Raw genomic sequence first — 12887 nt, forward strand, 5'->3', positions numbered from 1 at the left:
ACGAGTAACGAGTAAGTCAAGGATGTCACTTGTGCCCACGTAAAGGGGCACAAGTGACGCTTCGCTCAACACTTGCGCCAGTAGGGGGTTATACTGTGGTTAGGATTCACAACAATAATACCCCCAAAAACTGGCACAAGTGACGCTTTGCTATCGGTTACCTCTCCCCGAGGTGTCGGTGTCGGGACACGCGAGAGGGGAGGTAATCAACTCACATTTTCGATAAAAATTCATTATTCTATTCGGGGAGACGGCTTTTTAAGAGACGAAATGTAAATATGGAATACGAGGAGATATACGCGAACGGGGTTCGGAAACTCTTGTTTGGAGAGTACCGCCCGGAACATCTTTTGAGACGGTATCGCAAAGAGGAGGGGCAGCTTTTTCACCGACTTTTAACGAAACCGGATATCCCATCGGCCTACCTGAAATTTACGCCAGCTGTGAACATACGTTGGCTACATGCGGAAATGAATAATCAGACAGAACAATGGCCGTCTGATTATTTCCATATCCCCGATACTTATCCTGAGCCGGGTCATATCCTCTCGACGTTCTACCGGGCCTACATTTGGTGTGAGCTTCGAATGGTGATTCTTGCGTTGTCGGCGAAGCAATCTGATACATCTGTTCCGGTAGAAGTGCTCAGATATGAACTGATTACTCTTCTTGAGTCCTGGCAGGATTTATTGATTGAGTGTCATGAACGCCTTCAGTTACGGAAGGCGGGAACTCATAATGAGAGTTTTGAGTCTGGTAAGCTGATAGAACACCTACAGATCTATCTCTGGAAACGGTTATTTGTAAGTCTCGAAATATCCATTTATGAACTTCAGATACGGTTTCCGCTGATTCCGAATGACAGAATGCTGACTCGTGAAGAACTCTACCTGCAACAGCTTGAGCAACCGGTTCCGGATGAAACTCCTTATGTACAAACCGTTGCCCGAACCCGGATGGAGCTGCAACATCTCATTCACAAAGAGAATGCCCCGGAGCAGATCGATTCACTTATTGCTGATATTCAGTCTGAGCTTTCTGTCCACTCTGATAAAGAGTTGCGACATGTACTCTGCGAATCCATGCGGCTGTTGGAAAATGCAAGGCTTTGTGCCGGACTGATCCAAGAAAATAATAAAACAGGTCTCTCGGATATCCTCAACGAGAAGAAAAATGGTGACCGGATCTCACATCTGATTGGAATTCTGCAGGAGGGCAGAACACAATCGTCAAAAGAGAAAGCAGATCTGCACAAAGTGATGCGGTCTATGAATGAATACAGGGTTCTTTTTGCAACCGGGAAATCTGAACATGACGAGATCCAATCGGAAGCGGTGCAGTTGATACGGATGATTGACAACTATTTTACGGAGCCGCATTCAACAGCCTATTCTCAAGACAGAACTCTTCAGATAAGCCCGAAACATGCAAAAGAGAATTTGCTGGACCGGTATGTGGATGTGGACGAGATCAGAAAGAAGATTGGAGTGCATCATAAAACGATGAAAAAATACCTGGGTAAAAGCGGTGCAGAGGTGATAGAATTTTCACCGCAGCGGCAACTGATCCATGAAGATGAAGTAGAGAAATTTCTAAACTATCACAAGAAGATCAAACAAACACAATGAGTCAATCATCAGGCCTTACATTAAACCTCATCCCTCTGCAGGGCGATTCGAAAAAAGTCTTTCAATTTTATAAAGAGAAAAGGAGTGATGGTGATGTTCCTCTTGAACCGAATGAATTTCCCGAAATGATTGATAAGAGGCACGGAGACTCCAGATTGTATACGGATTTTTCGGACGAGGATGCTGATATTACATTTGAATTGAGTTTTAAAGACGCACCCTTTTTCGCCAAGCATTACCTGAATTACAGGTTCTTTGAGTGGTTTCGGAAACGGGAGGAGGTGCGGATGATTCGAACGGACTTCGTGGGAAACCTGGAGCTCTATTTTTTGATCAAAAAAGGAAAGGAAAAGAATGTTGGGGTTTTTGACTGTTTTAAAGTGCGGGGAGGATACGGGCGATGTACAGACGGATTTGAGTGTACGGTTATCTACGATGGGATGAAACAGGTGTGGCTTCGGCCGGTTTATGAGTATCCCGGTGAGACGACCGATATTAAGACAGTTGCTTACGACAGATCCCTTCACTCCTACAAGCGTTTGATGGAGAGCGGAACGGCAGATACCAAAGAGGTTTATCCGGTGATTAACTACAAGATCAGGGAAATATTAGAGCTGCCCGGTTATCGGAAGAAAACAGGCAACAAAATTCGCCATTATACGGAAAAGATCGACTGGTTTTACAATCGCTTCATTGAATCGGAATTATTTCGGGATGAGTTTCAGCCGGACAGCAGCGGGTACTGGACCGTGCCGGAGAACAGAGTGCAACGGCTTCCCTTGTCATCGGCTGATCTTGAGTTTGGGAAAGGAGTTGTAGATCGTAATCCGTTCCAGGGATTGAAAGAGGGCGGACCTTATCAGCCGCCGGCAGTTGCTCATATGGAGTTGTTTATGATTGTACATGAATCGAGTACAAAAACGTTGGGAAATCGACTCTACATGGATCTGAAAAAAGGCCGAGCATCTTTTCCCGGCTTGTCTGCCTTTGCCAAGATGCCTCTTCATATCCGTGACAAGAATATCACCTTCAAAAATGAAGATGATCCTCTGCCGGAGATTCGAAAAGCATTGCGTGAGATGGAATTGAAAGAGCATATTCGATATGGTGCTATCTATATCAGCCCGATTGCCAAAGATGATCCCGACCCGGCCAGGCATGCGGTGTACTACCGTATGAAGGAGGAACTACTGAAATATGGTATTACCTCACAGACAATCTTCCGTGGGTCGATAATGGATTCTTCGTTTAACTTGTATCTGCCAAATATTGCCACAGCATTGGTGGCCAAGATGGGAGGGAGGCCCTGGTCGCTCAAACAGGAGACATCCAAAGAACTTGTGATTGGGATTGGTGCATACAGACCTAACAAACTTCGAAAACGGTACCTGGGAAGTGCTTTTTGTTTTACACGGAACGGTGAGTTCAGGGGATTCGACTCTTTTACGGCCGATGATGACATTAAACTGACCGGCTCAATACTGAAGGCAGTGAGAGATTTTCATAAAAAGAATGAGAATATGGAGCGCGTTATCATTCATTTTTACAAGCAGATGAAACGGAGGGAGGCAAAAGAACTGCACCGCAAAATTAGGGAGCTGAACCTCGACGTACCCCTGGTTATTTTGACAATCCATAAGAGTGCTTCGCGCGACTTGATTCTATCCGACCGATCTGTTTCTCATCGGCTGCCGTTAAGTGGTACGTGGACCCGAATCGGAGATCGCCAGTTTCTTCTCTACAATAACACCCGGTACGGTTTGCCGAATGACAAGATGAAATCCTATCACTATCCATTGAAGGTGAGGATAGACATTGCGGACAATTACAATAAAGAGGAGAAATGGGAGGAGTATATCGAACGGTTAGATCAGAAATTAGAAGAGGAGGGATGGGTGGAAGAGCTGCTGCGGCAGGTGTATCAGTTCAGCCGCCTGGACTGGCAATCCGTCAGCGTAACGACCACCCCGGTCACGGTGAAATACCCGGAGATGGTTGCCCGGCGGTTCCCATATTTTAAGAGCGAGACACTGCCGGAGTTCGGGAAACGGAATTTGTGGTTTTTGTGAGAACCCACCCCTTGGTCCCCTGACATTACCCATAAAATCTCAATTTTTAAGATGATATCTTTATCAAGGTTTATTGGAAAGGTTGAATATCATTCATAATAATAGGCTATCAACCGTAACGTTCACCTTGTTCATCCTGATGCTTCGGAACAAAAGAACCAAAAATTCAAGGCGGTGAAAGAATTGGCGGCGGTCACTGAATCTCTGCTACCTTTTATCAATGGTCCACCGCGTTTATAGCTTGTTAACATCGTTAAGAGCCGGTATGATAAAAGGTCTCCGCAGATCTTCAGGCTCCCTCAATCCGCCAATTCTTTCGAGGCCGGAGTTGTTCTGACCCTAAAATAAATCAACTCTAAAACGGCAATGAATGGATGTTGAAGCACCTATTATTCTTCTTTCAAAAAGCGTATTGCAAATCTATTTTTAAAATGATAAACGGATATTTTTCGAAAATATACCTAACAGCTTTAAGTCAAGCATTACCAATACTTTACATAGACTAAATTAGTCATATTTGAAATTACATGGGTAATGTCAGCCTTGGTCCCCTCCCTATTCCCGACACAAAATACGTGTCGTGAACAAGGAGGGGAGATGTGTTGAAAGTTTACCCGTCTGACCGCTTAGAGCGTTCTGACGGGTATCCGTGGCAATTTCCCAAAGATTGCCCCGGCAATCCAACCCCGAAGGGGTGGTCAGACAGTAGCCCGCGGCAAAAACACGAGCGTTGCGATGTGAGCGGTTCAATGTTTAAGGTTTAATGTTCAAGGTTGACAACAACAGTATACAGTTGACAATAAACAGTTGACAAAAAACAGTTGACAAAATATGATTTATCAGCAATCAGCAATCAGCAATCAGCAATCAGCAATCAGCAATCAGCAATCAGCAAACAGTTGACAGTAGGCAAAAAGCAGTTGACAAACGGTTAACAGTATGCAATTGACAATAAGCAAGTAACTAAATAATGTTTATCCACAATCCACAATTCACAAACCCCAAACTTTAAACTTTAGACTTGAAACCTTAAACCCACTGCGAGGGGCTGCGGTGATGAACGTTGTCAAGGATTCTGCCCATATTGATGAGATCCCTCGGTTCCGCCTCGAAAAAACACTCGGCTTCACTCGGGATGACAGGGACGGGGGTTGGATTCGGCGGGCACAACGTTTTGATATTGAACCCGGTTTTGTCTTGCCCGCCGGGAACATGTTTAAGGTCTAAAGTTCAAGGTTTAAGGTTTGAAACATTAAACCTTGAACCTTAGACGCAGTTGAGATCTCCACACATTGTTCAGGAGTGGTCGGTATCAATGGCACGGATCCCTGGTTCAAGCCTGCCCCGGGAATGCGGGGTCCGGAAGAACGGTAATGATGTTTTGTGCAATACATATTGAAATAGTACATTATAAAAGTGTTGATAATTACAGTTAATACTCCTCTATGGAAACGAAGAAAAAATCTGAACAAACAGGCAGCCAAAAATTTACGTCTGGTACATCACTAACCGAAGAAGAGTTTAAAAAAGGTATAGAGGATGCTGAAAAGGGTCCCTTCTACAGTGTACAGGAATCGATGAATCAGTTTGAATCATGGCTGAAAAAGAGAGAAAACAAGTAAGGGTCTCGTCCCAATTTAGTGAGGATATCCAGTCGGTTTTTGAATATGGTGAAGAGATGTTCGGAATAGCTTCGGCAAAAAGCTCAATGTCTAAAGTTTAAGATTTTTATGAAAGATTGCACTTGTGCAATCTCACCCCGTTAGGGGTATAAAGTGAGTAGCCCGCGGCAAAAAGCAAGCGAAGCAAGGTTTTGCAGCCGTGGGGATAGTAACACCACAAACAAGATGCCCCGAGGCGGGAAATGTAAATTGATAATGATGAATATTTTCGAGGGGCTATATTGATGGCCTGCGCTACCAGTGACAGATTCATAAAAATACGTCTTGATACAACATAAAAGCCTCATACCATTTCTTCCCTATTCCTTTTGGACCGCCAAAAGGAATCAAAAACTCCCGGCTATGATTGCTTCCGGGGCATGGTTTGCCCGCACGGGTACACTCTGCGAATGCTCACAAGGCGAGCGCGCAGAGCGATTTCTCCCGTGCTGTGTTGCAAACCATGCAATCCCTCCACCAATCAAGGCCGAAGGATGAGAGATCTTCCTTATACTTGAAAGTTGGAACTACGGGTAAATTTTCTGTCTCTTCCTCAATGGTGTTGCCCCGCTTTTGGGCAAAATTAGTTGCTACCGGTGACAGATTTAAAAATAAGCCTTAAAACAGCATAAACGCCCTTATTCAGTTCTGTCTTGATACTTTTGAACCGTCAAAAGTATCCAAAACCTCTCGGCTGTGATGGCTTCCGGGCATGGTTTGCACGCACGGGTACACTCTGCGAATGCTCACAAGGTGAGCACGCAGAGCGATTTCTCCCGTGCTGTGGCGCAACCCATGCCACTCCTCCACCCATCAAGGCCGAATTTAATGGACCTATAATTGATCATCAGGTTTTGCGGGAATAGCGGGAAAACCGATGGAAACGGCAAGAAAGAACTGAAAGCAAATCATAGTTTAAAACTATAGAATGTGAACATCTCTATTCCCGATGCGTTTTTCGTCCCTTTTTTCGCATTAAAAAGGGACTAACACAAAACTTGATACATATCAATGTTATCACTTCAATGGTGTTGCCCCGCAGTTGGGCAAAATTAGTGGCTCAGGATGACAGGGGTGGGTGATTTGAATCAGCGGGCACCACATACTGATGTTGAACATGGTTTCGTCCCGCCCGCCGGGAAAAGGTTCAACGTCTAAAGTTTAAAGTTTTGGTTGACAAAACCACAAACCTTAAACTAAATTCCACATCTATTCTGCAATCCTAAAAAGATGAGAGGAATTAAGACCTGTTGGATATGAGAATTGATATACAGACGCCATTAAATCGAAATTAGAAAAAAGCTCAACGTACGAAAACTCATGATTGACCTTGACCCCGTTTGTTTATTCGTCTATCTTTTTAATTCTGATAATAGAAACCACTGATCATCATTGCCAGGAATGCCAAGATACAGGGAGTCGGACTGCCTAGAATTGAAAGGACCGGCAGTTGTTATCATTGAATATTAGACGCATCATGAACACAGATTTACCAGGAAACTCCTTTTCCCAAAAATCAGATTCACCAGAAGGGCCAAACCGAGATTGGTACGCATGTTACCCGGAACCCCGCCATGAAAAAAAGGCCTCCGAACGGCTGGATGAGAACCATCTTTTTGAAATTTTTTATCCCCTGAAGGAGGAGCGCGTGAAGTGGAGCGACCGCTGGAAGACGGTGGTGAAGCCCTGGATACCGGGGTACCTGCTTGCAAAGGTAACCGAAAAAGAAAGGCTGAACCTCTTGCAGTATCCCTCGGTGTTTCGATCTGTTTGCTGGAAAGGAAAACTCGCCGTAATCCGGGAGGAGGAAATTGAAACGGTAAAACGGATTACCGGCCATCCGGATGTGGAGGATATTCAGTTAGAACAGATCTCCCCCGGCGACCGCGTGAAAATCGATTCCGGCGAACTGCGGGATATGAACGGTGTAGTTGTACATATAAAAGGGATCGGGCGTGTGTACTGCTCGAGTCTCTGCATAGTAATATGACGTTTATACGGTAAAGAGGTCTGTGCTCAAACTTGTGTCGTGATCGTCAGGTTCAGAGTCTAAGGGTTGACAATCCTTAAACGGCGAAGCTCAGCAATGGGACTGAGGGAAGCGAAGCTGTACGAGGTTCAGAGTACAGGATGCAGGATATAGGATACAGGATGCAGGGAATGTCCTGAGGTGGGCATCACATACTCATATTGAACATTTTTTGTCCCGTACGGCGGTTTGGAGGACCCACCCCTTGGTCCCCTCCCTATCCCCGACACAAAAACACGTGTCGGGGACAAGGAGGGGAGATCTATTGATTGCCCTCGGGCAATCTTACCCCGAAGGGGTACAAAATCAATAGCCCACGGCAAAAACAGGAACGAAGTAAACTGTTTGCAGCCGTGGGAATGGGTAACACCACACACCGAATGCCCCGAGGCGGTGGGCGTGAATTGATAATGATAAATGACTTCGAGGGGCTGCGCGCGGTTCAATGTTTAAGGTTTAATGTTCAAGGTTGACAAACACAGAAACTTTAAACCTTAGACTTGAAACCTTAAACCCACTGCGAGGGGTTACATTGATGAACGTTGACAGGGCTACTGCCGGAATCACGGAGATCCCTCGATTCCGCCTCGAAAAAACACTCGGCTTCACTCGGGATGACAGGGTGGGGGTTGGAATCGGCGGGCACAACGTTCTGGTGTTGAACACGGTTTCGTCCCGCCCGCCGGGAAAAGGTTCAAGGTCTAAAGTTTAAGGTTTTAGGTTTGACTTTAAACCTTGGATCATGAACCTTATGAACCTGAACCCTGAAACCTATTATTCTTCCATATTTGCAGACAGGTTGGACAATCGTATTGAATATGATTAAAATACATTCGAAATTGAATCAATTTAAAGGTTATCAATAGAGTAGAGTACGGTTTAAATGATAACATTCAGAATGTATAGGTGATTTTTGATGAGTAAAAAAAATGATGTATTGACATATGAAGATTATGTAGAAGGAATAGGCAATCTTAAACCTGAGCAGCAACTACATTTAGTTGAATTATTAACTGCTACGTTAAAAAAACAGATTGGCAGAACATCCGGTAAACGAAAGATTACAGAACTGGATGGTTTAGGTGCAGAGGTTTGGAAAAACATTGAAATACAAGATTATATTCAAAAGGAGAGAAATTCCTGGGATTAAAGGAGAAGCTCATATTCCGAATTATTCACGAAATAGTATAAAATTGAAGTTAAGTCACAGAAATTATTCTATACCTCGGAAAATGAGCATAGCTCAAATTTGAATGTTGTGGTAAATGGCTGCGAAATTTGCCCGTGCACTGCGTTGAATTTGAAATGCTTTACTCAGGGTACTCAGGTACTCTTCCGTCACCATTTCCTCTTCGCCTTGTGCACAACCAAATTTCTTGGTGAATAATCCGGAATAAATAAAAAAGTGTGTATTGACACCGCTCCATTTATCTATTTTATGGAGGCACACCCGCATTATGGAAAGATTGTAAAGAAGATCTTTAATGATATTGAAAGGGGAGAAGTTGAAGCTATAACAACAAATATAACCCTATTGGAAGTTCTGGTTCATCCATACAGAACGGGTAATGAAAAATTAGCCGCACAATACAGAGATATTTTATTGAATTCTGAAGGTTTGACCACGTTTGAAGTGAATCATGAAATTTCAGACCAAGCTGCAAAATTAAGAGCTGCATATGCAATACGAACACCGGATGCTATACAAATATCCACTGCTGTCATTCATAATGCAGATGTTTTTTTAACCAACGATGAAGCTTTAAAAAAGATTTCAGAAATAAACGTTGTATGCCTCAATGATTAAAAAGTGCAATGTCTAACGTTTAAGATTCAATGTTTGAATACTGAGAACATTAAACATTGGACATGGAACCTTGAATCCTTCCCGCCCGCCGGAAATAAGTTCAATGTCTAAAGTTTAAGGTTTTAGGTTTGACTTTAAACCTTGGATCTTGAACCTTAAACATAGTTGAGAAACCTGAAACCTGAAACCTGAAACCTGAAACCTGAAACCTGAAACCTGAAACCTGAAACCTGAAACCTGAAACCTGAAACCTGAAACCTGAAACCTGAAACGCTGAAACCTGCAATACAACTGAAACACTGACAGTTGACCATAAGCAAGTACCTGAATAACGCTTATCGACAATCCACAATGCACAAACCGGCAAATCACAAATCGCAAACCTGAAACCTTCGAATCTTCTCCAACATCAAGTACTACCTGAGCGTCTACCGCCGATACCTGGGGCGAAGAATGTACATCATTTTTGCTTTGACTCTTCTTACGGCCCTGGCTGAAGGCCTCGGCATCTCCCTTCTGCTGCCGCTCATTGAAGCCGCGGACTCTGCCACAGCCGATTACGACAACCTGGCCATGCAGGCGATTAACGCTGTTCTCTCTTTTTTTGGAGCCTCAGATTCCATCAGTACCATTCTCATCTTTATCGGGATTGTATTTGTCGGGAAAGGGCTTCTGAAATTTGCCGAAGGCGGATATAAAGGATACCTGGAATCTCAGCTCATGCGGGAGTTGAAAACCAAAATGTATGACGCTTACAACAGCATGGACTACCGCTACTTTATCCAGCGAAACACCGGGCATTTTATTAATGTGATTAACGGACAGATTCAGCAATCCATCGGCTCTTTTAATAAGTTTTTGACGTTTCTCACCCAGGTAATTATGGCTGCCAGTTACCTGGTGTTTGCTTTCTTTATCACCTGGAATTTTGCACTCATGGCGATAGGTGTGGGTGCGATTCTTTTAATTCTTTTCAAAACGCTGAATGTTTATGTGACCAAACTGTCCAGGAAAACGGCCAGGGAAGCTTCCAACCTGAACAAGTTCCTGGTGCAGACGCTCCAGGCGTTCAAGTATATCACCTCCACCGGGCAGAACGATCACCTGCGGGAAAGTGTGATTGAGAGCGTTCATAAACTGGCCGGGTACCGGATGCGCCAGCAGATTGCCAATGCCTTTACCACGGCGATTAAAGAGCCGGTATCCATTGTGTTTATGATCGGCATTGTGGCGATCCAGGTGTTCTGGCTGGGGGCATCCATCGGGCCGATAGCCGTGGCGCTTCTGCTCTTTCACCGGGGGATGCGTGCCACGATTACCGTGCAGGAGAGCTGGCAGGGGACGATGAATGTGATCGGCTCGCTGGAGATGGTGGAGGAGGAGTTTACAGCTACATCTGAAAGTGTAGAGATAGACGGCGAAGTGGATATCGGCCCGCTTTCGAAGGAGATTCGGTTTGAGAGCGTTAATTTTGCGTATGATATGAAGGAAGAAACGGTGATTCAGGATCTCTCTCTCACCATTCCGGTCAATCAAACGGTTGCCCTGGTGGGAGAATCGGGAGCCGGTAAAACGACACTGGCCGATCTGTTAACACTGATGCTGAGGCCGCAATCGGGCGATATTTATATAGACGGCGTTTCTGGTAGAGATATTCAGAGATTGTCCTGGCGGAAACAGATCGGGTACGTTTCCCAGGAAACGGTAGTTTTTGACGATACGATTGCCAACAATATCTCCCTCTGGAAAGGCGATTACGCTAATGATCCGGAGATGCGAAAACGTGTTGAGGAAGCGGCCCGAAAAGCATACGCGGATATTTTTATTCAAGATCTGCCGGACGGATTTGAAACGGTTGTGGGAGATCGCGGCGTCAGGCTCTCAGGTGGCCAACGGCAACGCTTGTTTATAGCACGCGAACTCTTTAAGGAACCCAATCTTTTAATTTTGGACGAAGCCACCAGTGCACTTGATTCCGAATCGGAGCAGTATATCCAGGAAGGGATTGACGGACTGAAAGGATCGCTGACTGTGGTGATGATTGCACACCGGTTTGTCTACAATCCAGAATGCGGATATCATTTATGTATTAGATCACGGAAAGTTGATTGAAGAGGGTTCTTATAACGAATTGACGAAGTAGACTAGATAAAAACCCGGTTCAGCCGTATGGCGGAAGTTCAAAATTTATAATTGAAATTGAATATCTAATATCGAACAGAGAAACAGATGAACAGATGTTAGGTTGAGAATGATCCTGATTATGAAATAAATAACAAATTTCCCTCATTTTTTTTTGTGGAACGAACCTCAGCCTTGAAAGGGTACTCACATGACAGCCAAGAGTAAAGTGAGTATTGGCAAATATAACTTAGGATAGAAGAACATACATCAGATCCCCACAAGACGTGGACCTCGTTGTAAAAGCAAGTATAGGATCGAAGGAGATTAAAATGGTTTTTTTACAAATTAGTTCTCACAAAGAGTTAAATGTGGATGAGCAAACTCGATTCAGTAATTTGTTAGATATTCAAAAATTTTTTATTAGCAGATTGTTCATGGAAATTAGATGTTTTGAAAAATCTTATGATAAAGGCTCTATTCATGTACGCAAGAAAAACAAAAATTTTTCAAAAACACCAAATGTAAGAAAGTATTACATAAAAAGTCAATTATACTCGGTGGATGTGGGCGCTTTGGGGCAACACTTTTGCTCTCCTTTACTTTCCTGCCATCCTAAAATATTTAAAATCAAATAAATTATGAAATGAGATTTGTTTTATGCACCGGCAGAACAGGATCGCCAGCTTTGGCAAAGGCCTGTAAATACATGAAAAATTATTCTGTCGCTCACTGAAAGCCGATGTAATATGGTAGGTAATTCGAGGTTTGAATATCCGAAAAATCACATTGAGATCGACAGCAGGCTTGCATTTCATCTTGGTGACACTTGATAAGATATATGGTAGTAAAGCAAAATACATTCCATCTCAATAGAGATCGGGATAAAACGGCTTGAAAGTTTTTTGAAAAGAATTGAAGCGTAACGGTCCCAGAATAACGTATGCGTATATAAATCATATCAAATACCCCCCTAAATATGAAAATGAGATTGAGAAGAGAGAAAATGGAACGTAAACTCGCATATGAATTTATCGATACACAAAACAACAATATTGAGTTGCTCCGAAAAGATAAAAAATATATAAATATACAAGTTGAAAGTTTTGAAAATGACTTTGTGAATTTTTGGAAATTTATTGGCGCTGAAGGTGATATTGAAAATGCAAGAGAGGAATTAAAAATTAAATATCATGAAAGTATTGATTTAAAGACTAAAAAGAATACAAATAATAAAAGAAATTTTAAAAAAATAACTAGTAAAAATTAATTTAAGATCGGTAATTAACAAGTTTTTTTTAGGTCATGCAAAAAACACTGTTATAAGTTAAGATTAAACTATGATACGAAGCAACTGGCTATTATCCGATGTTAAATCCAGATATATTGGGAAGGTTACTCAAATTTGGCAGTATTGTGTAGCGTTTTCAGACGGCAACTACTCGGCAGGAATGGCAATATCAATTGTCATGTCATTATTCAGCATGATGAGAATGAAAACAATAGACATTACACAACAACAAATCATATCTGATAACAAATATTAGGAATGGATTAAATAAACTGAGATCA

Annotated in this window: 8 protein-coding genes; all 8 read left to right on the plus strand. The window is 43.1% G+C overall.

Going from position 1 to position 12887, the window contains the following annotated elements:
* Positions 1-278 precede the first annotated feature (278 nt).
* The 8 genes from U5K72_14475 to U5K72_14510 all read left to right on the plus strand — a co-directional run bounded on the left by U5K72_14475 (position 279) and on the right by U5K72_14510 (position 12585).
* On the plus strand, positions 279-1628 hold the full coding sequence (locus U5K72_14475) for a hypothetical protein (GenBank protein MDZ7720019.1): 1350 nt from the start codon (positions 279-281) through the stop codon (positions 1626-1628).
* Entirely contained in the window at positions 1625-3697 is a 2073-nt protein-coding gene (locus tag U5K72_14480) for a Piwi domain-containing protein (protein ID MDZ7720020.1), read from the plus strand. The genes U5K72_14475 and U5K72_14480 overlap by 4 nt, the downstream gene beginning before the upstream one ends.
* A gap of 1445 nt (positions 3698-5142) precedes the next feature.
* Positions 5143-5319 carry a hypothetical protein gene (locus tag U5K72_14485; GenBank protein MDZ7720021.1) on the plus strand — a complete coding sequence of 59 codons (177 nt, stop codon included), beginning with the start codon at positions 5143-5145 and terminating at the stop codon, positions 5317-5319.
* A 1516-nt stretch (positions 5320-6835) separates the two neighbouring features.
* Entirely contained in the window at positions 6836-7348 is a 513-nt protein-coding gene (locus U5K72_14490) for a UpxY family transcription antiterminator (protein MDZ7720022.1), read from the plus strand.
* Between the two features lie 955 nt (positions 7349-8303).
* Positions 8304-8537, plus strand: a complete 234-nt coding sequence (locus U5K72_14495; protein MDZ7720023.1) for a hypothetical protein — start codon at positions 8304-8306, stop codon at positions 8535-8537.
* 255 nt (positions 8538-8792) lie between these two features.
* Positions 8793-9194: a PIN domain-containing protein gene (locus U5K72_14500; GenBank protein MDZ7720024.1), complete on the plus strand. Its 402-nt coding sequence runs from the start codon at positions 8793-8795 to the stop codon at positions 9192-9194.
* 453 nt (positions 9195-9647) lie between these two features.
* Positions 9648-11306: an ABC transporter ATP-binding protein gene (locus U5K72_14505; GenBank protein MDZ7720025.1), complete on the plus strand. Its 1659-nt coding sequence runs from the start codon at positions 9648-9650 to the stop codon at positions 11304-11306.
* 1000 nt (positions 11307-12306) lie between these two features.
* Positions 12307-12585 (plus strand): hypothetical protein, encoded by a 279-nt coding sequence (locus U5K72_14510; GenBank protein ID MDZ7720026.1) that lies wholly within the window; start codon positions 12307-12309, stop codon positions 12583-12585.
* Positions 12586-12887: the final 302 nt, after the last annotated feature.

It is taken from the genome of Balneolaceae bacterium (assembly GCA_034521495.1).
Taxonomy (GTDB): Bacteria; Bacteroidota; Rhodothermia; order Balneolales; family Balneolaceae; genus Rhodohalobacter.

What these genes read in the sequence shown, in the direction of transcription:
- U5K72_14475 (MDZ7720019.1), top strand. Translation starts at nt 279, where the DNA reads ATGGAATACGAGGAGATATACGCGAACGGGGTTCGGAAACTCTTGTTT.
- U5K72_14480 (MDZ7720020.1), top strand. Translation starts at nt 1,625, where the DNA reads ATGAGTCAATCATCAGGCCTTACATTAAACCTCATCCCTCTGCAGGGC.
- U5K72_14485 (MDZ7720021.1), top strand. Translation starts at nt 5,143, where the DNA reads ATGGAAACGAAGAAAAAATCTGAACAAACAGGCAGCCAAAAATTTACG.
- U5K72_14490 (MDZ7720022.1), top strand. Translation starts at nt 6,836, where the DNA reads ATGAACACAGATTTACCAGGAAACTCCTTTTCCCAAAAATCAGATTCA.
- U5K72_14495 (MDZ7720023.1), top strand. Translation starts at nt 8,304, where the DNA reads ATGAGTAAAAAAAATGATGTATTGACATATGAAGATTATGTAGAAGGA.
- U5K72_14505 (MDZ7720025.1), top strand. Translation starts at nt 9,648, where the DNA reads ATGTACATCATTTTTGCTTTGACTCTTCTTACGGCCCTGGCTGAAGGC.